Source organism: Enterobacter sp. JS8-1, from assembly GCF_049187015.1.
Classification (GTDB): domain Bacteria; phylum Pseudomonadota; class Gammaproteobacteria; order Enterobacterales; family Enterobacteriaceae; genus Enterobacter; species Enterobacter mori.
The window spans coordinates 2,176,611-2,201,931 of the sequence record NZ_CP185805.1; the positions used below are offsets into that span (position 1 = coordinate 2,176,611).

24 protein-coding genes and 1 pseudogene are annotated in these 25,321 nt (G+C 49.3%); 12 read left to right on the plus strand and 13 right to left on the minus strand.

What is annotated here, in order from left to right:
* Positions 1 to 15 precede the first annotated feature (15 nt).
* Together ACOQH0_RS10390 and ACOQH0_RS10395 are read left to right on the plus strand one after the other, a co-directional pair.
* The gene (locus ACOQH0_RS10390) at positions 16 to 1,395 is read left to right on the plus strand and encodes an MFS transporter (protein WP_421512178.1); all 1,380 of its coding nucleotides are present in this window, start codon (positions 16 to 18) and stop codon (positions 1,393 to 1,395) included.
* Between the two features lie 223 nt (positions 1,396 to 1,618).
* Positions 1,619 to 3,082, plus strand: coding sequence for a mannitol dehydrogenase family protein (locus tag ACOQH0_RS10395; protein ID WP_421512179.1), 1,464 nt, complete (start codon positions 1,619 to 1,621; stop codon positions 3,080 to 3,082).
* 42 nt (positions 3,083 to 3,124) lie between these two features.
* Here ACOQH0_RS10395 and ydfZ read toward each other — a convergent pair whose 3' ends face one another.
* Positions 3,125 to 3,328 carry a putative selenium delivery protein YdfZ gene (gene ydfZ / locus ACOQH0_RS10400; protein ID WP_010430680.1) on the minus strand — a complete coding sequence of 68 codons (204 nt, stop codon included), beginning with the start codon at positions 3,326 to 3,328 and terminating at the stop codon, positions 3,125 to 3,127.
* 288 nt (positions 3,329 to 3,616) lie between these two features.
* Between ydfZ and ACOQH0_RS10405 the strand changes: the two genes are divergently transcribed.
* Positions 3,617 to 4,048 (plus strand): universal stress protein, encoded by a 432-nt coding sequence (locus ACOQH0_RS10405; protein ID WP_010430681.1) that lies wholly within the window; start codon positions 3,617 to 3,619, stop codon positions 4,046 to 4,048.
* Between the two features lie 34 nt (positions 4,049 to 4,082).
* On the opposite strand, the gene ACOQH0_RS10410 is transcribed toward ACOQH0_RS10405, so the two are convergent.
* Both ACOQH0_RS10410 and ydfG read right to left on the minus strand, forming a co-directional pair.
* Positions 4,083 to 4,769 (minus strand): GntR family transcriptional regulator, encoded by a 687-nt coding sequence (locus tag ACOQH0_RS10410; protein ID WP_421512180.1) that lies wholly within the window; start codon positions 4,767 to 4,769, stop codon positions 4,083 to 4,085.
* A 91-nt stretch (positions 4,770 to 4,860) separates the two neighbouring features.
* Entirely contained in the window at positions 4,861 to 5,607 is a 747-nt protein-coding gene (ydfG, locus tag ACOQH0_RS10415; RefSeq protein WP_421512181.1) for a bifunctional NADP-dependent 3-hydroxy acid dehydrogenase/3-hydroxypropionate dehydrogenase YdfG, read from the minus strand.
* Between the two features lie 143 nt (positions 5,608 to 5,750).
* Here ydfG and dcp point away from each other — a divergent pair, with 143 nt between their 5' ends.
* Entirely contained in the window at positions 5,751 to 7,784 is a 2,034-nt protein-coding gene (dcp, locus tag ACOQH0_RS10420) for a peptidyl-dipeptidase Dcp (RefSeq protein WP_421512182.1), read from the plus strand.
* Between the two features lie 139 nt (positions 7,785 to 7,923).
* Here dcp and ACOQH0_RS10425 read toward each other — a convergent pair whose 3' ends face one another.
* Complete coding sequence (locus tag ACOQH0_RS10425; protein WP_421512183.1) at positions 7,924 to 8,076, minus strand: hypothetical protein; 153 nt, start codon at positions 8,074 to 8,076, stop codon at positions 7,924 to 7,926.
* A gap of 254 nt (positions 8,077 to 8,330) precedes the next feature.
* Between ACOQH0_RS10425 and ACOQH0_RS10430 the strand changes: the two genes are divergently transcribed.
* Together ACOQH0_RS10430 and ACOQH0_RS10435 are read left to right on the plus strand one after the other, a co-directional pair.
* Complete coding sequence (locus ACOQH0_RS10430; protein ID WP_421512184.1) at positions 8,331 to 8,552, plus strand: hypothetical protein; 222 nt, start codon at positions 8,331 to 8,333, stop codon at positions 8,550 to 8,552.
* Positions 8,549 to 9,244, plus strand: a complete 696-nt coding sequence (locus tag ACOQH0_RS10435; RefSeq protein WP_421512185.1) for a replication protein P — start codon at positions 8,549 to 8,551, stop codon at positions 9,242 to 9,244. The genes ACOQH0_RS10430 and ACOQH0_RS10435 overlap by 4 nt, the downstream gene beginning before the upstream one ends.
* Before the next feature lie 13 nt (positions 9,245 to 9,257).
* Here ACOQH0_RS10435 and ACOQH0_RS10440 read toward each other — a convergent pair whose 3' ends face one another.
* From ACOQH0_RS10440 to ACOQH0_RS10470, 7 genes are all read right to left on the minus strand, one after another.
* Positions 9,258 to 10,109 (minus strand): hypothetical protein, encoded by an 852-nt coding sequence (locus ACOQH0_RS10440; RefSeq protein ID WP_421512186.1) that lies wholly within the window; start codon positions 10,107 to 10,109, stop codon positions 9,258 to 9,260.
* A 72-nt stretch (positions 10,110 to 10,181) separates the two neighbouring features.
* Complete coding sequence (locus ACOQH0_RS10445; RefSeq protein WP_421512187.1) at positions 10,182 to 10,718, minus strand: fimbrial protein; 537 nt, start codon at positions 10,716 to 10,718, stop codon at positions 10,182 to 10,184.
* Between the two features lie 25 nt (positions 10,719 to 10,743).
* Complete coding sequence (locus ACOQH0_RS10450; RefSeq protein ID WP_421512188.1) at positions 10,744 to 13,344, minus strand: fimbrial biogenesis usher protein; 2,601 nt, start codon at positions 13,342 to 13,344, stop codon at positions 10,744 to 10,746.
* Between the two features lie 49 nt (positions 13,345 to 13,393).
* On the minus strand, positions 13,394 to 14,089 hold the full coding sequence (locus ACOQH0_RS10455; protein WP_421512189.1) for a fimbria/pilus periplasmic chaperone: 696 nt from the start codon (positions 14,087 to 14,089) through the stop codon (positions 13,394 to 13,396).
* A 69-nt stretch (positions 14,090 to 14,158) separates the two neighbouring features.
* The gene (locus tag ACOQH0_RS10460; RefSeq protein WP_421512190.1) at positions 14,159 to 14,803 is read right to left on the minus strand and encodes a fimbrial protein; all 645 of its coding nucleotides are present in this window, start codon (positions 14,801 to 14,803) and stop codon (positions 14,159 to 14,161) included.
* A 24-nt stretch (positions 14,804 to 14,827) separates the two neighbouring features.
* Positions 14,828 to 15,355 carry a hypothetical protein gene (locus ACOQH0_RS10465; protein WP_421512191.1) on the minus strand — a complete coding sequence of 176 codons (528 nt, stop codon included), beginning with the start codon at positions 15,353 to 15,355 and terminating at the stop codon, positions 14,828 to 14,830.
* A 60-nt stretch (positions 15,356 to 15,415) separates the two neighbouring features.
* Entirely contained in the window at positions 15,416 to 16,216 is an 801-nt protein-coding gene (locus ACOQH0_RS10470; RefSeq protein WP_421512192.1) for an EAL domain-containing protein, read from the minus strand.
* A 342-nt stretch (positions 16,217 to 16,558) separates the two neighbouring features.
* Between ACOQH0_RS10470 and ACOQH0_RS10475 the strand changes: the two genes are divergently transcribed.
* The 4 genes from ACOQH0_RS10475 to asd all read left to right on the plus strand — a co-directional run bounded on the left by ACOQH0_RS10475 (position 16,559) and on the right by asd (position 19,683).
* Positions 16,559 to 17,368 carry a winged helix-turn-helix domain-containing protein gene (locus ACOQH0_RS10475; RefSeq protein ID WP_421512193.1) on the plus strand — a complete coding sequence of 270 codons (810 nt, stop codon included), beginning with the start codon at positions 16,559 to 16,561 and terminating at the stop codon, positions 17,366 to 17,368.
* On the plus strand, positions 17,352 to 17,843 hold the full coding sequence (locus tag ACOQH0_RS10480; protein ID WP_421512194.1) for a hypothetical protein: 492 nt from the start codon (positions 17,352 to 17,354) through the stop codon (positions 17,841 to 17,843). Before ACOQH0_RS10475 ends, ACOQH0_RS10480 begins: the two co-directional genes overlap by 17 nt.
* 255 nt (positions 17,844 to 18,098) lie before the next feature.
* Positions 18,099 to 18,341: a hypothetical protein gene (locus ACOQH0_RS10485; RefSeq protein WP_421512195.1), complete on the plus strand. Its 243-nt coding sequence runs from the start codon at positions 18,099 to 18,101 to the stop codon at positions 18,339 to 18,341.
* 223 nt (positions 18,342 to 18,564) lie between these two features.
* A complete protein-coding gene (gene asd / locus ACOQH0_RS10490) occupies positions 18,565 to 19,683 on the plus strand; it encodes an aspartate-semialdehyde dehydrogenase (protein WP_421512196.1) in 1,119 nt (372 codons plus the stop codon).
* A 76-nt stretch (positions 19,684 to 19,759) separates the two neighbouring features.
* Here asd and ACOQH0_RS10495 read toward each other — a convergent pair.
* Positions 19,760 to 20,113: pseudogene (locus ACOQH0_RS10495) on the minus strand (SOS response-associated peptidase family protein); the annotation flags it as partial.
* Positions 20,114 to 20,324: 211 nt separating this feature from the next.
* Here ACOQH0_RS10495 and ACOQH0_RS10500 point away from each other — a divergent pair.
* Together ACOQH0_RS10500 and ACOQH0_RS10505 are read left to right on the plus strand one after the other, a co-directional pair.
* Positions 20,325 to 22,907, plus strand: coding sequence for a bifunctional diguanylate cyclase/phosphodiesterase (locus ACOQH0_RS10500; RefSeq protein WP_421512197.1), 2,583 nt, complete (start codon positions 20,325 to 20,327; stop codon positions 22,905 to 22,907).
* Positions 22,908 to 23,066: 159 nt separating this feature from the next.
* Positions 23,067 to 24,275 carry an MFS transporter gene (locus ACOQH0_RS10505; RefSeq protein ID WP_421512198.1) on the plus strand — a complete coding sequence of 403 codons (1,209 nt, stop codon included), beginning with the start codon at positions 23,067 to 23,069 and terminating at the stop codon, positions 24,273 to 24,275.
* Positions 24,276 to 24,294: 19 nt separating this feature from the next.
* Here the strand turns inward: ACOQH0_RS10505 and ACOQH0_RS10510 are convergent, their stop codons facing one another.
* Positions 24,295 to 25,284: a 2-hydroxyacid dehydrogenase gene (locus ACOQH0_RS10510; RefSeq protein WP_109080896.1), complete on the minus strand. Its 990-nt coding sequence runs from the start codon at positions 25,282 to 25,284 to the stop codon at positions 24,295 to 24,297.
* Positions 25,285 to 25,321 lie beyond the last annotated feature (37 nt).

The window sequence follows — 25,321 nt, forward strand, 5'->3', positions numbered from 1 at the left end:
TTAGAGATAGCCATTATGACGCAAGCACAACCTCAAAGAACCACCTCCGATCTGGTGAAAGCCGCGGTTTCCGGCTGGCTGGGCACCGCGCTGGAGTTTATGGATTTCCAGCTTTATTCGCTGGGCGCCGCCCTGGTATTCCACGAAATCTTCTTCCCGGAACAGTCTGCCGCGATGGCGCTGATTCTGGCGATGGGGACCTACGGCGCGGGCTATATCGCGCGTATCGTCGGGGCTTTCATCTTCGGCAGAATGGGTGACAGCATTGGCCGTAAAAAGGTGCTGTTCATTACCATCACCATGATGGGGATCTGCACCACGCTGATTGGCGTGCTGCCGACCTACGCACAGATTGGGATTTTCGCGCCGGTCCTGCTGGTGACGCTGCGCATTATTCAGGGGCTGGGCGCTGGCGCGGAGATATCTGGCGCTGGCACGATGCTCGCGGAATACGCCCCGAAGGGGAAACGCGGCATTATCTCCTCGCTGGTGGCGATGGGGACCAACTGCGGGACGCTGAGCGCAACGGCCATCTGGGCTGTTATGTTCTTTGCCCTCGACCGTGAAGAACTTGTCGCCTGGGGCTGGCGCGTACCCTTCCTCGCCAGCGTCGTGGTGATGATCTTTGCCATCTGGTTGCGAATGAATCTGAAAGAGAGCCCGGTCTTTGAGAAAGTGAACGACGCAGAAACTGTCGCGCCGGTGGCTGCCCAGGAAACCTCCCTGGGTGCGATGTTCAAAAGCAAATCCTTCTGGCTGGCAACCGGGCTGCGCTTCGGGCAGGCGGGTAACTCGGGTCTGATTCAGACGTTCCTGGCAGGCTATCTGGTACAGACGCTGCTGTTCGATAAGGCAATTCCCACCGATGCACTGATGATTAGCTCTGTCCTCGGGTTCATCACCATTCCTCTACTGGGCTGGCTGTCTGACAAGGTAGGGCGTCGGCTGCCGTACATCATCGTTAACACCTCCGCCATTCTTTTGGCTTACCCCATGCTGTCGATTATCGTCGATAAGAGCTACGCGCCGGGGACGATCATGCTCTCCATTATCGTCATTCATAACATTTCGGTACTGGGGCTGTTTGCGCTGGAAAACATCACCATGGCAGAGATGTTTGGCTCACGTAATCGCTTTACCCGCATGGCTATCTCCAAAGAGGCGGGCGGGCTGGTGGCGGTGGGCTTTGGTCCGGTACTGGCAGGGATCTTCTGCAACATGACCGGATCCTGGTGGCCGATTGTCGCCATGCTGATTGCTTACTCGGTGATTGGGCTGGTCTCGGCAATCTTGATGCCGGAAGTGCGTGACCGTGACTTGAGCGCGGCAGAAGATGCGGCGGAAGCGCCCCGGCGCGAATCAGTTGGCTATGGCGCACTCTCGTCACGACGGTAATGGTTTATATCCTGAGTGACTTGTCACATAACTTTTCGATCATGTCACACCACATGGACAAAAGTTAATATAAATCAATATCTGAAATTGAAGTATCAGTATGGTTGATGGCAGTTATTTTTTACCCCAACTGCCATTCTAGTTGGTGTAGTCAGCAGGCGCTGCCGCTTCGCAAGGAGAGCGGCAGCGGATCGCAGCTTTCATTAATTAACGAGTCTCAATCATGGAAAACCGGTTATTACAGGCGAAAGCGACGCTGCCTCAGTACGATCGCGGCAGCCTCAAAGCGCGCATTGTTCATTTAGGGTTTGGCGCATTTCACCGTGCGCATCAGGCAGTTTATACCGATATTCTTGCGGCTGAACACGGCAGCGACTGGGGATACTGCGAAGTGAATCTGATTGGTGGCGAACAGCAAATTGCCGATCTCAATGCGCAGGATAACCTCTACACCGTCGCGGAGATGTCTGCCGATGCATGGACTTCGCGCGTCGTCGGCGTGGTCAAAAAAGCATTGCACGCGCAGGTTGATGGGCTGGAAACCGTGCTGGCGGCGATGTGTGAACCTCAGGTCGCCATTGTCTCCCTGACCATCACCGAGAAAGGCTACTGCCACTCCCCGGCAACCGGACAACTGATGCTCGATCATCCGTTAATCGCCGCCGACCTGGAAAACCCGCTTCAGCCGAAATCTGCCCCTGGCGTCGTGGTTGAAGCGCTGGCGCGTCGTAAAGCGGCGGGTCTGCCTGCTTTCAGCGTAATGTCCTGCGACAACATGCCGGAGAATGGTCACGTCATGCGTAACGTAACTTGCGCCTACGCGCGCGCCGTAGACGGCGAACTGGCGGACTGGATAGAAGCCAACGTCACCTTCCCGTCAACGATGGTGGATCGCATTGTGCCTGCAGTCACCGCCGATACGTTGGATAAAATCGAGCAGTTGACCGGCGTACGCGATCCGGCGGGCGTGGCCTGTGAGCCGTTCCGCCAGTGGGTTATCGAAGACAACTTTGTTGCTGGCCGTCCGCAGTGGGAAAAAGCAGGTGCCGAGCTGGTTGCAGATGTCATCCCGTTCGAAGAGATGAAGCTGCGTATGCTCAACGGCAGCCACTCGTTCCTGGCCTATCTCGGCTATCTGGCGGGGTATCAGCACATCAACGACTGCATGGAAGATGAAAACTACCGTGTAGCCGCGCACGCGCTGATGCTAAAAGAGCAGGCTCCCACGCTGAAAGTGAAAGGCGTTGATTTAGGCCATTATGCTGACCTGCTGATTGCGCGCTACAGCAACCCGGCACTGCGTCACCGCACCTGGCAGATCGCGATGGACGGCAGCCAGAAGCTCCCGCAGCGTATGCTGGACTCCGTGCGCTGGCATCGGGTGCACCAGAAGCCTTTTCCGCTGCTGGCGCTGGGCGTGGCCGGCTGGATGCGTTACGTCGGCGGTGTGGACGAGCAGGGTAATGCCATTGAGGTGAGCGACCCGCAGCTGGCGGTGATTCAGGCGGCAGTAAAGGCAAGCGCAGAGGGGCAAAGTCGCGTTAAGGCGCTGTTGGGCATTGAAGCCATTTTTGGAAACGAACTGCCGCAGGATGCCGTGTTTGTGAATGCGGTGATGGAGGCCTATCAGACGCTGCTGGATAAAGGCGCGAAAGCCACAGTGGCGCAGTACGCGGTACAACCGTAATTTATTTCATGCCGCCGCTGGCGGCGGCATGAATCTGCACGCTTAGTGCATTCCCAGACGAATCAGTTCGATCGGTTCGTACCTACCTTCACTTCCTTCCACTTCAACCGTTTTGCTGCGGCGCACCTGCGCGGCGTCCAGCCCCTCGCTGTGAATCGCTTTAATCACGCCGGTGCGGCCGGTGCCGCTAATCATGACCCGGCTGCCGGTGGTTATGGCGTTACGGTTACGGTCGTATGTCATCATGGTATTTTCTCCTCACTTACTCTTCGCTACGGCGCTATTTTACCTTCTGCCGTTCACGGGCATTATTAATACGCCTCTCGCCGCCTAAATTATTTGTTTTTGATCAAGGTCACACTTTTTTTATCCTCAGTGCAGCCCGCTGACGGTTCCGGACGGTAATTTACAAAGCCGACAATTATTTTCCTTAATGGATAATTTCACCCTGCAAGCGTTGAGGGTTTGTTTATATTGCCAATGGCACTCTTGAGTCAGGAAATAATCCTCTCATCGGAATAAGGAGTCAGGCTTATGTACAAGAAAATATTGATGCCTGTAGACGTGTTTGAAATGGACTTGAGCGATAAAGCGGTACGCCACGCGGCCAATCTGGCAAAAGCCGAAGGCGCGTCGATTACCCTGGTCAACATTCTGCCTAACAGCAGCCGCTCGCTGCTGCGCGGATTCAACGCGGACATAAAGAAGTTTGAAGAGTATATGACCGCGGAGTCTGAGAAAAAAATGACGGCGTTAAAGCGGCTCTTCGATATTTCGCCGAATGATATTCACTGCAAAGTATGCTTTGGCAACGTGCGTGATGAAATTATCAAGCTCAGCAAAGAAGGGGAGTATGACGTTATTGTCATCGGGTCGAAAAACCCGAGCATCACCACCCATCTGCTGGGGTCAAACGCGGAATCTATTCTGCGCTACGCCACGATTCCGGTATTAGTCGTTCGTTAATCACATCGCCGCACCCGAAAGGTGGCGGCGAATATTACTCTTCGCTAAACCACTCGCTATTTTCCTGGCGGATTAGCTGGACTGATTCGCTAATTTCCTGCAGATGCAGCGTCATCGCATTTTCCACGCCGTCCGCGTTGCGTTTTTCCAGCGCGCTGAAAATATCATGGTGTTGGCGGAGCAGCATTTCCGGTGGGGAAACATGGTCAAGGCTCATGTAGCGCACGCGGTCGATGGTGGCTTTGATGTTTTCGATGGTATCCCACGCCAGTTGGCAATCTGCAATTTGCGCCAGTTTCTGGTGGAATTCATCATCAAGCTGGAAGAAGTCGTTGAGCTGCTTACGGTCTATTGCAATACGTTGCTGATGCAGGTTTTGCTCCAGCAGGTAACACTGGTTGTCATCGATAAGCGATGCGGCGCGACGTGCCACTGCGCATTCAATGGCCTGGCGGACGAAACAGCCATTACGGACTTGCGAAAGGGAAATCTTATTTACATAGCTGCCGCGCTGGGGGCGGATCTGAATCAGGCCATTTTCAGCAAGTTTGATAAACGCCTCACGCACCGGCTGACGGGACACGTCAAAACGCACCGAGACCTCTTTTTCAGAGAGCGGCGTTCCCGGCGGGATCAGGCAGTGGACGATATCGCGTCGTAAAATACGATAGATTTGCTGGTTAACGGGCTGGGTAGGATTGAGTTGTGATTCAGCGGCCATGGGTTGCGATTTCTCAGAGAGTTAACCTGAACATACTACCATTCTTTTGCCTGCCATCACATACCCGGCCCGCAGGCCGGGAAGGGCGTAATTAGCCTCTATGGACGCTAAGTCCGGCAAAGCTCTGGCTGACTGGCATCATCTCAACGGTGTTGATGTTGACGTGTTTTGGCAGCGTCGCCACCCACCAGACTGTTTCAGTAATGTCTTCTGGCGTCAGGGCATTGGCGTTTTCGTAGGTTTTGTCCGCTTTCGCGTCATCGCCTTTAAAACGCACGTTCGAGAACTCGGTCCCACCCACCAGGCCTGGCTCGATATCGGTGACGCGAATGGCGGTGCCGTGCAGGTCGGTGCGCAGGTTAAGGCTGAACTGACGCACAAACGCTTTCGTTGCGCCATAGACGTTGCCGCCCGCGTAAGGCCAGCTCCCGGCAGTCGAGCCGATGTTGATGATGTGACCGCGGTTGCGCTCGACCATACCCGGCAGCACGGCGCGGGTCATATACACCAGCCCTTTGTTGTTGGTGTCGATCATGTTTTCCCAGTCTTCAACGCTGGCTTTGTGGGCGGGCTCCATGCCCAGCGCCAGACCGGCATTGTTAACCAGCACGTCGATGGCGCGCCATTCTGCTGGCAGATTAGCAATCATCTCTTCAATAGCCGCGCGGTTACGCACGTCCAGCTGCGCGGTCAGGATGCTGTCACCTAACGCCTCTCTCAGCTCCTGCAGGCGCTCCTGACGGCGACCGGTCGCAATCACCTTGTGTCCGTTGGCGACGAAGCGACGCGTGATGCTTTCACCAAAACCCGCTGTCGCCCCGGTAACTAAAATAATCATCTCACTGTTCCTCAACGCTTTTTGTGTTGTATTAACATAGCACGCTCTCAGGCGCGCCGTTAAGGCAACATTTGTATGACGCCATTGCAGGCCAGGGCTGCCTGTCCTACTCTGGGGAGATATACCGTTCTCAGGAGTGAAAGATGTCGGCCAATAACCCTTTTTTTGACATTAGCCTGTTGCCTTATCAGGCGCCGCGTTTTGATGAGATTAACGATAGCCACTATCGCCCGGCCTTCGATGAAGCGCTTCGCCAGAAGCGGGCGGATATTGCTGCCATTGTCGCTCAGGCCGCTGCGCCAGACTTCACCAACACCGTGCTGGCGCTGGAGAAAAGCGGCGCCATGCTTTCCCGCGTAAACAGCGTATTCTTTGCCATGGCCTCCGCACACACCAATGCGTACCTGCAGGAGCTGGAGGAGCAGTTCTCTACCGAACTTGCCGCGCTGGCGAACGATATCTGGCTGAATGATACCCTTTTCGCCCGCGTGGAGAGCGTCTGGCAGGATCGTGCTGCACTGGACGCTGAATCTCGTCGGCTGGTCGAGGAGACATTCCAGCGGTTTATTCTGGCCGGTGCGCGTCTGAATGAAACGGAAAAGGCCGAGCTGAAGGCGCTGAATACCGAGGCGGCTTCCCTGACCAGTCAATTTAATCAGCGTCTGCTGGCTGCCAATAAGGTGGGTGGGCTGGTAGTGGATTATGCGCATCAGCTTGAGGGGCTTAGCGCAGATGAGATCGCGACTGCCGCGCAGGCTGCTGCGGAGAAGGGGCTAAACGATCGCTGGGTGATCCCGCTTCTGAACACCACCCAGCAGCCCGCGCTATCGGCGCTGCGTAATCGTCAGACGCGCGAAAACCTGTTCAACGCAGGCTGGACGCGTACCCAGAAAGGGAATGAAAACGACACTCGCGAGCTGATCCTCCGTCTGACGGCGCTGCGCGCGCGGCAGGCCCGGCTGCTCGGATTTGACGATTACGCCAGCTGGAGCACTGCCGACCAGATGGCGAAAACGCCCGATGCCGCGCTGGCCTTTATGCGCGGCATAGTGCCAGCCGCCCGTGCGCGTGCGGAACGCGAGCAGGCCGATATTCAGAAGGTCATTAATGACGAGCAGGATGGTTTCACCGTGCAGGCCTGGGACTGGGCTTTTTACGCGGAGCGCGTGCGCCAGGCAAAATATGCCCTCGATGAGTCTCAAATCCGGCCCTATTTCGCGCTCAACACCGTGCTGCAGGATGGCGTATTTTGGGCGGCAAGCCAGCTGTTTGGCATCCGCTTTGTCGAGCGCTTCGATATTCCGGTTTATCACCCGGACGTCCGCGTATGGGAGATTTTCGACCACACGGGTGAAGGTATGGCGCTGTTTTACGGCGACTTCTTTGCGCGCGATTCCAAGCAGGGCGGGGCGTGGATGGGGAATTTCGTCGAGCAATCCTTCGAGTTTGCTGCCCGTCCGGTGATCTACAACGTCTGTAACTACCAAAAGCCGGCTAACGGCGGCGTTGCGCTTCTTTCCTGGGACGACGTGATAACCCTCTTCCACGAGTTTGGTCATACGCTGCACGGACTGTTTGCCAGCCAGCGTTTCGCCACGCTGTCCGGTACCAATACCCCGCGTGACTTCGTTGAATTCCCGTCGCAAATCAACGAGCACTGGGCCAGCCATCCGCAGGTATTTACCCACTACGCCCGCCATTACGAAACCGGCGAACCGATGCCGGACGCGCTGCGGGAAAGCATGCTCAACGCGACGCATTTCAACAAGGGCTATGACATGACGGAACTGCTGGGGGCCGCGCTGCTGGATATGAACTGGCACGGCATCGGTGAAGCCGTTTCGAGCGTAGAAGATTTTGAAGCGGCAGCGTTGAAAAAAGAGGGGCTGGATCTGCCCGCCGTGCCGCCGCGCTATCGCAGCAGTTACTTTGCCCATATCTTCGGCGGCGGCTACGCGGCGGGCTATTACGCCTATCTCTGGACGCAGATGCTGGCCGACGATGGCTATCAGTGGTTTGTCGAGCAGGGTGGTTTGACTCGCGAAAATGGACAGAAATTCCGCGAGGCGATTTTGTCGCGCGGCAATAGTACTGATTTAGCTGAACTTTACAGGAACTGGCGCGGCCACGATCCGAAGATCGAACCGATGCTGGATAACCGCGGGTTGAGTTCGTAAGGGCTTTTTCAGGCTGGAAGCAGAACCGGGCGCGGTGCCCGGTTTTTGCCCGATTTTTTCTTCCCCAAAACTCCTCCTCAAAATCAATGCTTAAATTCTGCGAAATTAACAGGGGGATACGGTCCAATTATTCACGTAGCTACACCTTCACTTTCGCCCATTCGAGACCGCGATCGTTATGATACTGCGCTGTCATCCTGTCTGATGAGTGACCCGGTAGCTGCTGGGTATTGATGCCTTGCCCCTCATACAGACGCTCCGATAGAGAACGCTGCTCGTGAAAAGTCGGCATTGTTTTCCCATCCTCTACGGAATTGCCAGTACTATCGATCGCGAGTTTGAAGGAGACGCTAAGGCTGTTCTCGCCAACCTGTTCGCCTGCTTTCACATTACGGCTTGAGGTCACGTGATGGAGAAGCCAGGGACTTACGCCCCGATCCCTGCATCGCTTGATCACCTGCGCCAGTGTAATATTCAACATCTCGCAGCGTAGCGAGAGCGGTATCCGAACCAAACTGGGCTGAATGGGCAAACACCATCAGGCTGATGCGTGTCCAGGACAAGCGTAATCACTACGAAATCTGTGATCTGTTCCAGTGGGCCAACCGGGACGAATTCTGGAAAGACAACATCCTGAGCCCCTCAAGTCTGCGCAAACAGTGGGATCAGCTCACTACCAAACGGCTGCGTGCAACCGGAACGGCAAAACCTTACCGGGGCGGCATTGACCTGCACAACACCGACTGGATTGATGGGGTGCTGGAATGAAAAACCTTGCCGAGAGCATTCGCAATTTTGACCGGGAACAGGCTCGCCGCGTGGCGCATAACTTGCCAGAGAAGTACACCGAACGCGAACAAACGCAGCAGGTGGTGCAGATTATCAACGGGCTGTTTGTGCAACTGGCCGCCGCGTTCCCTGCAAGCTTGGTTAATCGCAGCCAGGAGGATGTGAACGAGAGCCGCCGGCAGTGGGTGCTGGCGTTCAAAGAAAACGGGATAAACACCATGGATCAGGTTGAGGCCGGTATGCGCATGGTACGTCGCCAAGAGCGCCCGTTACTGCCTTCGCCAGGCCAGTTCATCAATTGGTGCAGGGAAGGGCAATGCGTGCTGGGGATCACCACTGCTGACGTGATGGCTGAATACTGGAAGTGGCGCAAGCTGGTGTTCCGGTACCCGAGCAGTGAACAGTATCCGTGGCCTAAGCCGGTTTACTACCACATGTGCCTTGAACTGCGGCGCCGCGGAACTGAAGGCCAGTTGAGCCACAAAGAACTAGAGCGCGAAGCCAGCGACATTCTGGATGTGTGGGAAAAGCGGGTGCTGGCCGGGAAGCAGATTCCGCCTGTTCGTCGAGCATTGGCGGCACCAGCAGCTCCGAAGGGGCCAACCCCTGCGGAGTTACTAGAAGCAAAGTATGAGCGAATGAGGGCTGAGAGATATGACTTTGAGCGATAATATTTGAATACTATTAGGGGCATGTCCACGACAAGCCAACTGTGGCTGATTTTTCACCTGGCTGTGATGATGGTAATAAGTTTAATCCAAATATGAGCGGTGGTGTGAACAGCGTGGCTGTATTGACTATCTCATCATTTACAGTCAGGTTTGTCGATTCTGTAATAGAACGTCTTTGTATTTGGATAGGTATGTTGCTTGTGTTTTTTGTATAGGTTATCGTTGCATCGATATTGTTATTTTGCCCAAGGGATAATGGCCCTAGATTAATCGTGTTAGGTATAGTGATAGAATCTTCAATCCAGCTTGTTGCTGAAAGTGTTCTTGTGGCAGTCAGTGTCATATCCGATATTTGTATGTTATTTGATGTAATGAGCGCAGATACATTAATTATATTCTGTGCTGAAGGCATTGTAATGCTTGTGTCGATTTTTGCATCCTTGGATGAATAGTATTCTGATGTTAGCACAATATTGGTAGTTGAGTTTTTTATATCACACTTGCCTTTTACGGTTTCATTGCATGGAATGGTAACACTAAAAGTATTAACACCTGCAGGAATAGGCGTGGTGGAGTAAGAATAGGCATCCCCATCTGAAAAAGAATGGTGTATGCGAATATAATTTCCAGCTAACGCCGTGCTTGTTAATGAATTTGGAAAGTCAAGCGTTATGTGATAATTTTTGAATTTTGGAGACCCTAATGCGATCCCGCTAGGGGTTATACCCACCAAAAGGCTTGATGATTGACCATCAGGTAAAATGTAGCCCTCAACCATAGACCAGGCTTTTAGTTGCTCACATTGTAAAACCCCAGCTTCAGTCGCGGTAGTAAAAAGAATCAATGCTAAGAGTATTTTTTTCATTTAATTTTCCTTAACGATCGGTTATGTATGTCTATTGCTTTTTGAAAAAGATAGTAAGGACATTTTGAGTTTTTAGCTATAATCTATCGAAAATGTAACTAACGCCTGAAACGAGCCTCCACTTACACGTCCTGAACCTGTTGCAGCATATCCTGCTGAGAATTTATATGTGCCATTGGTTTGTTCATAGTTAATGGTTACCTTCTTTTGACCATTCGGCATTAGTACATTTCCGTTATTATCCAAAAGCCTAAGGCCCACATTTCTTGCTGAGGCTGTATTCAGGAAAAGTGTATTGTCGCCATTAGTTACGGCCGTACCAGAAGGAATGATGTTGATGGATGTAACACCACCGCTACAATTCATTGATAATGGGAATTCAGTTTTTCCTTGTATAGTATTACTGTTGTTTAAAGAGCGAGTATCCACTTCCGGCAGGTCGACCGTAAGTGCAGTTTCATTAAAAGAACAGGTCTTCGCCTCAAGAAATCCAGTAATAGTTAATTGCGTAGATGTTATGTTGGCTGCATATAAATGTGAATTCAGAACGGGCATTCCAATAGCAGTCAGACCGAAAATAACTCTTTGCAGCGCGTTATTAAGCTTCATATTTATTTCCTTGTTCGCAGTTTTATCAAAGGCAGGCTGCTTTGATTTGGGCAATAGTGGCAACCTGATCTTTTTCACTGATACGGTAGGTAATCACGCATTGTTGATGCTGCTGTTCACCCCATTTTGCTTTTAAGGAGCCTTCATTCTGAAGACCAGACAAATATACTTGTCCACCGTCTCCTACGATTCCACTTACCTTATCGCTGCTTACCATGGCACCAAATGGAAGTGGTTTACCGTTGCGAGTAATGTTCATGATGGCGCGGTGACCACGCTGAACATCAAAACTTGCTCGAACAATTGCGCCTTTAGTCGGCACAACACGAGCTACACCGCTGTCAATTTCTGTTTTGTCATCGAGCGTACTGGTATCCAAAGAAATGCTATTTTCACGATAGGCAGTGGCATAAGGCTTGATGGCATATCCGCGCCAGTCAGTTGTGACACCAGTTGCACCTTTAACGTCTGCACCGCTGGCACCCGGTGCAGCAATTAGCACTGCACTTTCCATCACTTGCTGTCCCTGAGTCAGACCATTTCGGTGCGCTATAAGGGCACCACTCAAGCCGTAGTTCACTCGCTGGTAATCATCGCTGTAGCTGTATCCTAGTGACGAGTTGCCATAACCGCCGCGATGATTTAATCCTGCGTTTCCGGTACCGCCGCGGCTGCCACCATTCCCGCTGTGACTATATCCTTGTGAAACATTCCAGTTAAGGTTATTGCCTTCCAAGGCAGTACCGCTTAGTCCTGCTTGCTGACTCAGATTGCCGTGATTATCCCGGCTGCCATAAAACGTAGCGTGGACAGATCGTGATTCCTTTTTCCATGAAAATAGCTGGTCTAATGGGACCGACAGTGAAAGGTTAAAAACCTTATCCGTCCAGGACGGATTTCCTTCATTCTTCTGCTTATTAAAGCTGTAAGAAAGCGAGTAGTTAACAGGCCCCAAGGTACTGCTATAGCCACTTTGTAACGATGTATTAGAGCTTCTGGAATTCCAGTAGGTCTGCTTAACACCGGTGATGTAAAGAGAACCCGCAGTACCAAGACTCTGCGAGATATTCGCTTCCAATCTAGCTCGTTTGGTGTTGTACAGATTGTAGTAGTCGGAGTAGTAGTCCTTAACACGGTTACCATATTCATCATACTCATCGTGATCGTATAAGCGCCCACTCATGGTTTTCAGCGCTGTTTCATCAAGAGTATGGAATCCCTTCGTCGAATATCGATATCCTGTTAAACGGAGATTCGTACCAGTAGGATTAAATGAATGCGCATAGAGGAATCTGACCGATTGCCCTTTGTGGCTCGAACCATCTGCCAGAGTACTTTCCGCATGCGTTACGTCTGCAGATAATGCTCCGATTGCACCCATGTTGATGCCCAGCCCCAGTTGCTCCGCCAGGTATTTATCTGAATATTGTGCGCCACCATATAGGGTTACATTGTGTGGAAGTCCCCATAAGAGAGTTGCCTCACCAAAAGTAGGATCGTCGTAACGGTCGCTATTACCCGTAAAGCGGCCTGCAGTCATGCTGTATGTCATCCTGCCTTCACGCTGTAGTAACGGAACAGATGAATAGGGCACAGTAAACACGTGTGTATTACCGCTGGCTTCTTTTACACTCACTTCCAGATCGCCACTGCTATACATGGGGTAGAGATCAGTTATCTCGAATGCGCCAGGAGAAACGTTAGTCTGGTAAATGCTATAACCATTCTGGCGAACCAGTACCTGCGCGTTGCTTTCAGCTACGCCGCGGATCACCGGGGCGAATCCCCTCATAGTGTCCGGATACATGTTGTCATTTGTCGACAGACTGATGCCTTTGAAACCCAGTGAGTCAAAAATCTGATTCGATGTCGAACTCTCACCAATCACCAGATTGCTTCGCAGGGGGATGACAGAACGTTCGACATAAGTCTTTAAGCGTTGCCATGAATGCTGGGTTTGGTATTTGTTGCTGTAGTAACTCCAGGTTCGAAAATCACGCAGTCGCCAGGCTCCAAGATTGAGGCCGCTATTCAGATTAAGGAAGTAATTATCACTGTCCGATTTGCCAGCAAAGGTATTGCCGCCACTGAAGTTATAATTTAGTAAAGCGGCATTAATGCCTTCATCCCAGAGTGAAGGGTCAATATATCCGCGCGCTTGGTTATGTAGTGAAGCCTGCGGGATGCTAATAAAAAGCTGCATTGTAGTGAAATCAAAGCGAGTAAATGCATCCGGTATGACTTTCTCCGGCGTTACACATTCTGCCTCTTCAAGAGAATTGAGCTTCGGAAAAAGAGCGACTTTCACCCCCAATGAAGCCAGCATTTCCCGTGTTAGGCATACTGAGAGCCCTGTATTATCTCTACTGCGCTGCTGTTCAGTTTGTTCTTCTCGTTTTTTAAACGTTAAAGTTTGTTGACCCAGGCTTTTGTCATTCAAAAAGACCTCAACCAGATATTCTCCAGGCTGCTGCGAGCCAGAAGCCTGGAAAATACTCAGATCGGCAGCAGCATCAGCATCCGCCCCCAAAAATTCTGGTGGGAAATAGAGCCCTGAGGCACTAGCGGCGAAACCGGCTTGAATAAATAAACCTGTCAGGGCTATCGATAAAGTAGACTTCTTCATAATATTAACCAGAGGCAGACCCATTAGATGAACAAATGCGCTAAGCACCTTACAGATTTTGCTTTTGCTGAGCAGAAACCGCACCGTAGTCATTTATTGTGCTGAAGGTAAGCGTACGAGGACTTCCTGATGCCGACAGGGATTCAGTACTAAATGGTGCCACCATCGTGTCAGCAACCTTGCGACCATCCAGTGCGACCTGAACCATAGTTATGTGATAGGGAGAAGGATTGCTGATTTGCACCTGGTTCCCGCTGCGTTTAAAGGTCAGCATCGATGGTGCCTTTTCAACTGGAACCTCGAGACCAGAGGGACGTACAAACATTTTGATGCGAGTAACAGCTGCGAGCATAAGTGTGTTTTTCCCTTCCATCTTTGATTTGTCAACTGACGGAATTGCCTTAGCGTTGAAGTAGTACAACGTTTCTCTGTCTTGTGGCAGGGAAGGACCATTGAAAATTACACGTAGCATATTCTGATCGCCAGGGTTACTTACATATAGCGGAGGCGTAATAATAAAGTCAGTGGATTTGTTACCATGAGCATTCTCCGCCCAGGACTGAACAAGATAGCTTGTTTCTTTGGACGAATTACGAACAGACAACGTTGTTTGTTTGGCTTCCAAGGAATATACAAGTCGTGTTCCGCCCAGGACAATCCCCTCTGCTAAAGCGAGTTGAGGAATAAGAATTGTTGCGCTTAAGAATAAACCCTGCAGTGCATTGCGAAATAAATTATAAAACATCACTTTCTCCAGGTGGATAGTACTAATAGTTAACCACCCCCGGTTTTAGTATGGCCGGGGGCGATTTGATTACTCGTATTTCACTGTAAAACTAACAGTGCCGTTTGCTTCACCGGCTGTTATGTTATTGCTAAACGCGATGTATCGAGCAGCTAAATAGAATTCATCAAAACCACCTGCGCCGACTGTTTTAAGTGCCGATGGAGATGAACCGTCTATTTTTAACGGAGTGGCATTGTTATCTATATCTAAAATCTGAATCCCTACTCCGTCAGCCACTGTGCCGGTACCCGTGACCCGAAGTACGTCATCCTTTTCAGGAATTCCACTGAAGGTGATTGAGGCGCTAGCTAGATTGCATTGATCTAGTTTGATTGAGAATTTTTTTGCTTGTGATACAGACCCCTGCGTTGACAACACGCTGGACTCAACCTCTCCCAGAGGAACCACTTGTCCGACGGATGAACTATTGAGTACGCAGGTGTTTTCTTTTATTGAACCGGTAAATTCTACTGTGCCACGTTGCCCTTCTGATGCTGCATACGCGGACGCAGAAACCATAACAATGGAAGCAATAGATGCTATAGAGAAAATCTTTTTCATAGAGATATCCTTAGTTTCAAAAAATATTAATTCTGCATTCAGAATTAATAGGGTGGAATGCACTGCGGGCAATGAATGATACATACTGCTCGCAATGACTTTTATTTGCATAGTGAATTCGTGAGTACAAAATCACTATGAGTAATTAATTTCGCTAGCAACAAACGCTCTTACTTCATTCAAATGCCTCAAGTTTAATTTTCTGGCTATGATCGCTATGCGAGTGTAAATTGTTTTGTTATTGACATTGGCTAGTTTCGCAACGCTTGATACATCTGGATGTTGCGCTACTAACCAAGCGATTTCTTTATCTTTTCTGGATAGTACCGATAGTTCCGACATCATAATTAAGTGTTGCTTTAAATCTGACCAGTCAATAGGCTGTCCAGTTTTTAGCAAGTGTATAATGTCAATAAAGTTGTCATCACGCCCGAATGTTGCTAATGGACTTAACACTTTTGAATGAATATTAATTCCTTTTAATATATATATGTACTGGTTGTCTTTAAGTTCGATACCATCTATTTCATCCAGTAGTTCTGAAAGAGATGTATAGGAGTCAATGTCAACAATGCAAGCATCTGTTTTAGGAAAGATTTCCCTTAGCAAGTGAATGAATGCAATTTTGATATAGTTGTTCTTTGTAAAAATTCTGTGTCGCATTTAAAGGCTGAAACCTATTGATGAGAATCTAATTCGAATATTTCATATGCTCATTTTTTGTTAAAGATACTTAATGGCAAAGTGTTCAATGCATATTGGACGAGAGAATAAATATCCCTGACAAGTGAGAACACCTTTCTCTTTAAGCAGTTGATATTGTTCTTCGGTCTCAACTCCTTCAGCAATAAGCTGTATACCGAGACTCTTAGATAACATTAAGATCGCATCAAGCACTGTTGAGTAAACCAGAGAACCATTGCTGATGACGGTAAGACATCTGTCGATTTTTATTGTGGAAAACCCAGCATGCTCAATGTACTTGAGACATGAGCTTCCACTTCCAAAGTCATCAATAGCAAAACGCACACCTGACGCGGTCAATTGTTGCATAGATTCAAGAGCAAAATCATCGAAGTTCATGGTCCCGCGTTCAACAATTTCCAACACTACAGCTATACGGCCTTCAAATGTTTCATTAAATTCTGTGACCGCTTCAATTACTTTTGGTACGTTCAGTTGCTTTGCACAGATATTGAAAGAAAGATAGAAGTCGTTTGGTAAAGCTCCGACATATCCTTCAAAAAAGCTTTTAACCCCCGAAAGCAGAGAACATGTGACATCATTAATGACATCACAGGATTCCATGGCAGAAAGGTATTTTTCTGGGGTGTGAAGAACACCATCTTTTAGAACTCTCAGTAACACCTCTCCACCAACAATCACATCATCCTTGTACACCGGCTGAACATAAGGCACAAATTCAGCACCGGTCAGTTCCGCTGATAAGATTGTTTCTCTAATCAATGTACGAGCTTTGATGAAGAAACTTTCTGCCTTCATGAGCATTTTGGTGCTTATCATAATATCGCTCCTTATCTACTGGATTCGCTACCCGAGCTGTCTCTTCGTTCCCCGGTCTGTGAATGGCGGTAGGGCGGAAGACGGCTCCTGATGATTAAGTACCTGCTCATTCACTTCTGCGAATAATCCTATCAACCAAAAACGCCAAGTAGATAGATGTATTGTGGATTTGTTAAAATACAAATCAATATGCTGATGATGGGTGAGTTTACAAGCAATGAGACTGCGAGAGCTTTTGTCGCGCTTGGCTGTGCTAGGATGAAACGAAGAATCTGATGGGTTTCCGTAAGTTGGAGAAACGAGAGAAACCATTCAATTACCATCATGGATAAGGAGTCAGAGATGGTTTTCGTGATTGATAATAGGGTTTTCTATCGATCGGAAGATGGTGCTATATGGCCATCCGGAGACGAAGGCTCTACTGTCATTCTGACCCTGACAATGAACAGGCTTCTTGCATGTCTTCTGGAAAAGCATGGTCAGGTTCTGACGCGAAATGAACTTCTGGATAGCGTCTGGGATGCTCATGGTCTCCGTTCTTCTAGTCATACGCTAAACAAATACATCTCGGAGCTTAGAAAGCATTTCGTACAGTTTGGGATTGTCGAGGAGTGTATTACTACTGTGCCTCGCGTTGGTTTCATGTTTAATAGTGATGTCGAGGTAAGGGTTCTGACCCAACCCACTATTGAGGATGAGTCTCGGTTAGAAGATGAAAAAAATGATGCGCAAGTAGTAAAAGAACGCCCGCCCGTACGAGTTAAATATAGAAAAATACCTATCGCTCTTGTATTGGCAGTCGTTTTAATAAGCGGGATCTTGATTACGTTAGGGCTTAGGGTTCCATCAAAAGATTTGACTCAGGTAAGAGAATTGAAGACTTATTTTCTCTTTAACTATGGCTCGTGCCCTGTATACACTGTACAAAGAAACTCCGCATCGCTTTCTGAACAAAAAAAAGACTTGTTCATCGCGTTGGCAAAGGCCAATGGAATTGACTGTCTGGACGGAACCTCATTTTTGTATCAGGTTTCTGAGTCATATCTTTACGGCAACAAGGGACGAGCTTTCATCAGCCGATGTACGTCAAGAAACGATAAATACATTTCATGTCTGAATAACTATTGGAATGGTTATGAACGCACTCACTAAAAAAACAGGGTTTATTGCTTTATTTCTACTCGTTGTGTTGGCGTTATCTGTTTGGTTCTATGTACACAAACGGCAGAATCAAAATTTTCTAAAAGTTAACTGCTCAACGATTCTGCGCTATAACCATCAGGATCCTGATTTCGTTGCGGCGTTGGACCTGGTCTTTCGTTTAGACGAAAACCATGATGGCCAAGCCGTCTTGTCTGGAAATATACATTCTGATAAAGGGTCTAAAATTATTTCAAGAACAGTATTGTTCAGCTATGAGATGAACAGGCCAGGCGAGATTACCATCATGGATACACGATACCTTAAAAATCCACGCGATACGGCAGATGAAGAGAGCTTTAAAAGCAGTTTCTTTTATGTCCCCGATGGAACGGTTCGCCAGTTGAGAGTTGAGCCTTCCAATAACGGCTGGTTGCTAGGAAACTTACAGTCGCCGTTCGCTCTGTGCGTGAACAGGGAAGGTTAAAACAATCCATTTCTGCTGTGGGTAGATTGCCCCTCCCGCAGCAGAGCCACAAATCATTCTCATTTTTGCCCCGTTCTCCATTCCTCAAGAATCTTAGGCCTTCATTATGTCCACGGTATGAAGCTGTGTGTAGTTTGTCTGCAGTTTTCATCATCATGGTGTTTTGAATTGCGAGCTCATAAAGCTTTTTAAAATCAGTGAGATATGTTTATGAATAATTGTATATGCATACAGTTATTCATTGCGGAGGGAAAAATGAAAATTGAGTTAATCATTGATCGCATGAAGAAAGTTCCTGATGGAGCTATATCTCTAGCTGCTGGTTCAATTACTATCCCTAACATTGCATCCGCAACAACACCTTCTGGACCTGGTATACGTGGTATATATGCAGGCGCTGACCTGCTCCCCGTTGAGTATTCCCGATGTCCTGGTCCTCTTTGTGCAACAGGTGGACATCTAAAGGAAACGTATCCTCGTCATTGGCGTGAACTCTAAACTTAATTACTTATGCATGAAGCGCCTGCCCTGCATTATTTCTTTACTATCATAGTGATGTGACTTTTTTTTAAGGTTTAGCTATAAAAATCGCTGATGACCAATGAAACATTTTAATAATGAATAAATCTGATGCAGTTCGTAATGACCTTCATTTTGAGATGAGATATAACATGTCTCGAAAATAAATTAACATTCTCATAACGTCATTAAGGTAGAACAAATGAAGCAGGTTGGCATTGTTGGTTGGCGAGGAATGGTAGGTTCTGTTTTGTTACAGCGCATGGTCGAAGAGAACGACTTCGATGATATCTCTGCGCATTTTTACAGCACTTCAAGTGCAGGTGCCGCCGGTCCTGTTATTGGAGGCGTAAGCTACACGCTTAAAGATGCAAATTCCATAAATGCTCTGTCCGAAATGGATATCATCATTACCTGTCAGGGTGGTGATTATACCAAAGCAATATATCCGGCTTTAATTGATCATGGCTGGAAAGGTTACTGGATTGATGCGGCCTCAGCATTACGGATGGATGAGAAAGCATGCATTATTCTCGATCCCGTCAATCGCCCCAATATTGATCGTGCGGTAAATGAAGGGATTAAACTTTTTGTTGGGGGCAATTGTTCCATCACTCTGAGTCTAATGGGGCTTGCTGGACTGATAAAAGCTGATTTGATCGAATGGATGAGCGTGATGACCTATCAATCTGCATCAGGTGCAGGGGCTCAGTATGTTCGGGAATTAATCTCTCAAAGTGCATATATCAGCAAGCATTTGTGCTCAGATGAACTAAAGCCATCAGGATCGGTGCTTCCTTTAGTCAATAAAGTTAGTGAGCTTATTAACAGTGCTGACATGCCCATTCAGAATTTCGGCGCACCTCTAATGGGGAGCATCATTCCATGGATTGATAGCGATTTAGGAGATGGGAATAGCCGCGAAGAGTGGAAAGGTGAGGCAGAAACAAACAAAATTCTGGGGCTTTCTCCTGGTACAATTCCGGTAAACGGTTTGTGTATTCGTGTCGGCGTGATTCGGTGCCATAGTGCTGCCATCACCCTGAAGCTCAAGCGTGAAGTTAGCGAAGAAGAATTTGCAGAGTTAGTGAAGCATTCCCACCCTTGGGTTAGATTTGTGCCAAACAACAAAGTTGAAAGTGTCAGTAGATTGACCCCAGCTTATATTAGCGGTTCGTTGCAGGTTGGAGTTGGCCGTTACAAGAAAATGTCACTAAACAATGATCCTATTTACTCGGTTCTGACGGTTGGCGATCAGCTGTTATGGGGGGCGGCGGAACCATTACGTCGCATGTTGAATATTCTGCTAGGCAAAGTCTAAGACATATTATTTCGACAACAGCATCAGCTGAGTTTAAGCGGATGGCTATGCACATGAACGAGGCAAGGCATATCCGCTAGTAGTTCATTACGGACGTAGAAGGGCAAATTTGTTTTTGTTTTTCAACTCCCACGGCGCGCGTAACGGCGTGCCAGATAAACTTGTCTGCTGGCACTGCTCCATCGACAGCTATCTCTTCCGCTTCTTTCCCTCCTACATCCTGACGCATCCATTCGCGTGCAGCTTCCGGCGACAAAACCAGTGGTCGGCGGTCGTGAATATCGACCAGTCCTTTATCAGTTGCAGACGTCGCGATGAGAAAGCCTTCTGCTTCATCGCCGCGTTCGAATGGTGTGCTACCGATTGCCGCCATAAAAATCGTCTGACCGTCACCCCGGTGAATGAAATAAGGCTGTTTCTTATCACCTTGCTAATACCGGTGAGGTTAAAAGTGACGTCGGTCGGTATATTTAATTAATCGAGTGTAGGCTGTAAAAGAGTTAATGATTAATAATTTGATCTGGATTGGAAAATTCAAATATTCTTTAGTTTCAGAATTTCAGCTGTAAATTTTTATTATTTTGTGCCGATAAATGTGAGTGGCATAAAAATTGGCGTAATAGCAGTTAAGAAGGCAAACGATGACTCTACCTCTGAACAATCCGGGCTTTACGGATGCTGAGCCTTCTAAAGGCCTGATAAATAAAACCTTTACTTATATCGTAACGTTGTTGATAAGTATTTTTATTGCAGCAATAATTTCCCTCCTGGTAATAAAAGATAATGTTAATGAAATCAGCGACAAGCACGATGAATTTTTGTTAAGGAAAGCCCTGGATACCCGCCAGGAAAGCATGCGAAGTCATTTGAAAGACAATGCTGAGTGGGGAGATGCCTATAAACATCTTCATCTTAACACTGACGTTCACTGGGCATGGGATAAGCAAAACCTGGGTAAGTCCCTGTATGACAACTTTGGCTACGAAGGCGTGTTTGTTCTCTCCCCGGAAGGAAGCACGCGATACAGCGTGGTTGACGGGAAACTGAAGCAGCAGGATCTGGAGCGCTGGTTAGATAAATCAACCAAAGACCGTCTACTCCGTGAGATGAGTATAAAAAAAGGATTGCCGGTTTCTATGCTTACGCTTATTGATTCCGTCCCGGCCATTGTTTCTGCAGAATGGATTACGACGGGCGATGATACCAGCGTGCAATCCTTACCGGGGAAATCTTCGACAATGGTGTTCATAGATAAGTTAACGGCTAAAAAACTCCTCACGATTGGGCAGGATACTGGGATCGAAAATGTTCGTACTTCACCCGCTACAGCCACGTCTCAAATAAATAATCAGACAGAATTTACCTTAAGCACCCAGAATGGGGATGTGCAAATCATCTGGGATGGTGAAAATCCAGGCCAGGCGTTGATTGTTTATTTTTTACCCTTGCTCATCCTTTTAGTCATTCTGACGGTATCGATGACGGTTATTCTCATGCGTCATATTATGCTGAAGGCGAGAATGCTTGACGAAAATACCTTTCTGCTGGAACAGGCGCGGTTGAATCTGATTACGAGTGAAAAACGATTCCGGGACGTCAGTGAAACAACCAGCGACTGGTTCTGGGAAACAGATTTATCGTTAAAGATAACATGGCTATCAGGTCGTTTTTCTACCATAACGGGATATGAAAATAGCAAATGGATAGGCCGCCGGTTGGATGAACTCTTTCCGTCGACAAGTGGATTATCACAGAACTGTGCCAGGCTGCGGGACTTAACTGAACGCTTTGAATTTAAAAACTGTCCTTATATTCACGCGCTACAAAGCACGTCATATTGCACGCTTCTGGCCAAGTTTTCTGCTCAGCCTGATGGCACAGTGGTTTTGCGTGGCGCGGCAACCGATGTCTCTCAGGAGGTTGAAGCAACAAAGCGTGTGGAGTTCCTGTCACGCCATGATGAATTAACCGGTCTGCCGAACCGGTATCATATTAAGGAGTTTCTGGCAGGCCAGCTGGCGAAAGAAGACCTTAACCATTATCCCTTTGCCATGATTTGCCTTGATTTAGACAAGTTTAAACCCGTCAATGATATTTTTGGACACTCCACGGGGGATGCCCTGCTCGGTGAGGTCGCTTTACGTCTTAAAAATTGCGTTCGTCGGGAGGATTTTGTCGCACGGCAGGGTGGGGATGAGTTTATGCTGCTGCTCGGCAATACCCGCCAAAAAGACCAGATTGAGGAGGTGTGTCACCGTATCGTACAGGAACTTAACCGTCCTTTCTCCATTGAAGGCAATGATGTGGCAATAGGCGTAAGCATGGGTATTGCACTGGCTCCCCAGGATAGCAGCAGCGCAAACGATCTATTACGCTATGCGGATATTGCGCTTTACCAGGCTAAACAATCCGGCAGAAACAGATGGGACTATTATCGCCCGGATATGTCGGCAAAATTGACCGAACGGAGAAAGCTGGAAGTAGAACTGAAGACCGCGATTCGCGAAGAACAACTCTTCCTGGTTTACCAGCCGCGTTATAACCTCCAAAATTCTAAAATAGATGCCGTCGAAGCGCTGGTACGTTGGCAGCACCCGCTGCGGGGGATGATGATGCCCGATCGGTTCATCCCGCTGGCTGAAGAAACAGGTTTGATTATCAACCTCAGCAACTGGGTCATACGCAAAGCGTGTTCGGAGACAAAAGATAAATTGCCGGGGTTATCGGTATCCGTCAATATTTCTGCTATCGAATTTCAGGCAAGCGATCTCGCCGAGAGGATAAAGGAGATACTTCACGAAACCGGGCTTGAACCTGACCGGCTGGAAATAGAAGTGACTGAAAATGTCACGCTTTCCGATCCTGACAAAACCTTGCAGACCATGAAGTCTCTCAAAAAAATGGGCGTTCGCATTCTGATTGACGACTTCGGTACCGGCTATGCCTCCCTGAGCTATCTCCGGAAGTTTCAGTTTGATGGGCTCAAGCTCGACAAGAGCTTTATTTTTACCCTGGGCGACTCGCCACAGAACCAATCAGTCGTAGAGAAAATTATCGATCTGGGTAAAGCCTATTCGATGGCGGTAACGGCAGAAGGGGTGGAGACCGTCGAACAGCTGTCTTTTCTTAAAAAGAATAAATGTGACGAAGTTCAGGGCTACTTGCTTGGGAAACCGGCCGCCATTGCCGATCTCAATTTAAACGCAGACGTACTGAATGTTTAAACGCGTTTTTCCAGCCCTGACTCTGGGTCAGGTTTGTGGGAAGCGATGGAATAACAGTAAGAAAGTGGACTTTGGCCGTTTTGACATCATCTGCTTTTCAAAAAAGCCCGGTATACTACATCTCCTTTTTTACAGGCGATAACAGACAAGGCAGGAAGTATGTCTCTTCGTTCGCTGCGGGCGTTATGCCTGACAAGTTTTTTTATTGCCGATGTCCGAGATGGCCTCGGTCCTTTTCTCGGCATCTTTCTGACTGAACGCCACTGGACCCCCGATGGTATCGGCATCATGATGACGGCCGGTGGGCTGGCGGGATTACTGGCCACGCTTCCGGCTGGGTTTATCACCGATACCTCCCGGAACAAACGCTCCGTGCTGGCACTGGTCTGCATCCTCATCACCCTGAGCACCTTGCTGCTCTGGTTTAGCCAGCAAACTGGCGTTGTCGCCGCTTCGCAAATGATCACCGGCATCTGCGCGGCGTTTGTGGGGCCGCTGATTGCCGGGATTACGCTGGGCCTGACCGGTCAGGGCGGGTTCAGCGCGCAGATGGGGAAAAATGAGGCGTTTAATCACGCGGGCAATTTCATGACCGCACTGATAGCAGGCGGAATTGCCTGGTACTGGGGCGTCGGGGGGATTTTCCTGCTGATGACCTGTACGACGCTGCTCACGCTCTGCGCGATGCTTGCCATCCGCAACGAAGACATCGACAACGACGCGGCGCGTGGACTCTCCTCTTCAGCGAACCTGCCAGTGCCCGGCTTTGCAGTGCTGATTAAAAACCGCGCGCTATTTGTGACCGGACTAACGCTACTGCTGTTCCACCTTGCGAACGCTGCGCTTCTGCCGATGCTGAGCATGAGGGTTGCTGCGGCACCCGCCTCGATCAACCCCGGTTTGTATGCCGCAGGTACCGTCATCATCTCTCAGGCCGTGATGATCCCCGTCGCACTTTGGGTCGCAGGCCGGGTTGAACGCTACGGCTACTGGCGCTTAATTATGCTGGCGCTGCTGGTCATGCCGGTGCGCGCTGCGCTGGCGGCGTCTACGGACGCGCCTCTGATGATGATCCCGGTACAAATCCTCGACGGTCTGGCTGCCGGGATCCTGGGCGTCGTGGTACCGTCGTTTATTGTGGTGCTTTTGCGCGGGAGCGGGCATGTCAATGCCGGGCAGAGTGTGGTGATGCTGATGCAGGGGGTTGGGGCATCCATGAGCCCGGCGTTAACCGGGACGATCGCCGGTCATTACTCGTTTGCGACGGCATTCTGTGTACTGAGCGCGATTGCCCTTATTGCCGTCCTGCTCTGGTGGTGCTTTGCGCACCGGACCTGGGAAACAGACAGTACGCCGGGTGGGGCATAGCCGCCACCCGGCGAAAGGTTTAAACCAGCTCGTTAGGGCAGGCTTCACCTTTTTCCAGCTGCTTCAGATTCCCCAGCGTGGTTTCTGAAATACTGATCAACGCTTCGGCAGTCAGAAACGCCTGGTGTCCGGTGAACAGCACGTTATGACAGGCAGACAGGCGGCGGAACACGTCGTCCTGAATCACGTCGTTGGACTTGTCTTCAAAGAACAGGTCGCGTTCGTTCTCATACACGTCCATGCCCAGCGCGCCAATTTTCTGGGTCTTCAGCGCTTCGATAGCAGCCTGAGAGTCAACCAGTCCGCCGCGGCTGGTGTTGATGATCATCACGCCATCTTTCATCTGGTCAAACGCCGCCTGGTTAAGCAGGTGGTAGTTTTCCGGCGTCAGCGGGCAGTGCAGGGAGATCACGTCAGACTGGGAGAACAGCGTCGGCAGGTCAACATACTCCACGCCCAGATCCAGCGCGGCTGCGCTTGGGTACGGATCAAACGCCAGCAGGCGCATACCAAAGCCTTTCAGGATCCTCAGGGCAGCGACGCCAATTTTGCCGGTGCCGATAACGCCAGCGGTTTTACCGTACATGGTAAAGCCCGTCAGGCCTTCCAGCGAGAAGTTGGCATCACGGGTGCGCTGATAAGCGCGGTGAATACGTCGGTTCAGGGACATCATCATGCCGATGGCATGTTCCGCGACCGCTTCCGGGGAGTATGCCGGAACGCGTACTACCCTCAGACCCAGCTCCTTCGCCGCGTCGAGGTCCACGTTATTGAAGCCTGCACAGCGCAGGGCGATATACTTCACCCCATGTTTTTTCAGCTCTTCCAGCACCGGACGACTGCCATCATCGTTCACAAAAATGCAGACGCCTTCACAGCCGTGCGCCGTTTTGGCGGTTTTTTCGGACAGCAGAAAGTCGAAAAATTCAAGCTCAAACCCGTAAGCCTCGTTAACATGTTGCAGATACTTTTTGTCGTACTGCTTTGTGCTATATACCGCGAGTTTCATAAGACTTTCTCCAGTGATTTTGCATTCACGTTAGCAT

Coding starts and splice junctions, on each gene's coding strand:
- ACOQH0_RS10390 (WP_421512178.1), top strand. CDS start 16: ATGACGCAAGCACAACCTCAAAGAACCACCTCCGATCTGGTGAAAGCC.
- ACOQH0_RS10395 (WP_421512179.1), top strand. CDS start 1,619: ATGGAAAACCGGTTATTACAGGCGAAAGCGACGCTGCCTCAGTACGAT.
- ydfZ (WP_010430680.1), bottom strand. CDS start 3,328: ATGATGACATACGACCGTAACCGTAACGCCATAACCACCGGCAGCCGG.
- ACOQH0_RS10405 (WP_010430681.1), top strand. CDS start 3,617: ATGTACAAGAAAATATTGATGCCTGTAGACGTGTTTGAAATGGACTTG.
- ACOQH0_RS10410 (WP_421512180.1), bottom strand. CDS start 4,769: ATGGCCGCTGAATCACAACTCAATCCTACCCAGCCCGTTAACCAGCAA.
- ydfG (WP_421512181.1), bottom strand. CDS start 5,607: ATGATTATTTTAGTTACCGGGGCGACAGCGGGTTTTGGTGAAAGCATC.
- dcp (WP_421512182.1), top strand. CDS start 5,751: ATGTCGGCCAATAACCCTTTTTTTGACATTAGCCTGTTGCCTTATCAG.
- ACOQH0_RS10425 (WP_421512183.1), bottom strand. CDS start 8,076: ATGCCGACTTTTCACGAGCAGCGTTCTCTATCGGAGCGTCTGTATGAG.
- ACOQH0_RS10430 (WP_421512184.1), top strand. CDS start 8,331: ATGCGTGTCCAGGACAAGCGTAATCACTACGAAATCTGTGATCTGTTC.
- ACOQH0_RS10435 (WP_421512185.1), top strand. CDS start 8,549: ATGAAAAACCTTGCCGAGAGCATTCGCAATTTTGACCGGGAACAGGCT.
- ACOQH0_RS10440 (WP_421512186.1), bottom strand. CDS start 10,109: ATGAAAAAAATACTCTTAGCATTGATTCTTTTTACTACCGCGACTGAA.
- ACOQH0_RS10445 (WP_421512187.1), bottom strand. CDS start 10,718: ATGAAGCTTAATAACGCGCTGCAAAGAGTTATTTTCGGTCTGACTGCT.
- ACOQH0_RS10450 (WP_421512188.1), bottom strand. CDS start 13,344: ATGAAGAAGTCTACTTTATCGATAGCCCTGACAGGTTTATTTATTCAA.
- ACOQH0_RS10455 (WP_421512189.1), bottom strand. CDS start 14,089: ATGTTTTATAATTTATTTCGCAATGCACTGCAGGGTTTATTCTTAAGC.
- ACOQH0_RS10460 (WP_421512190.1), bottom strand. CDS start 14,803: ATGCAAATAAAAGTCATTGCGAGCAGTATGTATCATTCATTGCCCGCA.
- ACOQH0_RS10465 (WP_421512191.1), bottom strand. CDS start 15,355: ATGCGACACAGAATTTTTACAAAGAACAACTATATCAAAATTGCATTC.
- ACOQH0_RS10470 (WP_421512192.1), bottom strand. CDS start 16,216: ATGATAAGCACCAAAATGCTCATGAAGGCAGAAAGTTTCTTCATCAAA.
- ACOQH0_RS10475 (WP_421512193.1), top strand. CDS start 16,559: ATGGTTTTCGTGATTGATAATAGGGTTTTCTATCGATCGGAAGATGGT.
- ACOQH0_RS10480 (WP_421512194.1), top strand. CDS start 17,352: ATGAACGCACTCACTAAAAAAACAGGGTTTATTGCTTTATTTCTACTC.
- ACOQH0_RS10485 (WP_421512195.1), top strand. CDS start 18,099: ATGAAAATTGAGTTAATCATTGATCGCATGAAGAAAGTTCCTGATGGA.
- asd (WP_421512196.1), top strand. CDS start 18,565: ATGAAGCAGGTTGGCATTGTTGGTTGGCGAGGAATGGTAGGTTCTGTT.
- ACOQH0_RS10500 (WP_421512197.1), top strand. CDS start 20,325: ATGACTCTACCTCTGAACAATCCGGGCTTTACGGATGCTGAGCCTTCT.
- ACOQH0_RS10505 (WP_421512198.1), top strand. CDS start 23,067: ATGTCTCTTCGTTCGCTGCGGGCGTTATGCCTGACAAGTTTTTTTATT.
- ACOQH0_RS10510 (WP_109080896.1), bottom strand. CDS start 25,284: ATGAAACTCGCGGTATATAGCACAAAGCAGTACGACAAAAAGTATCTG.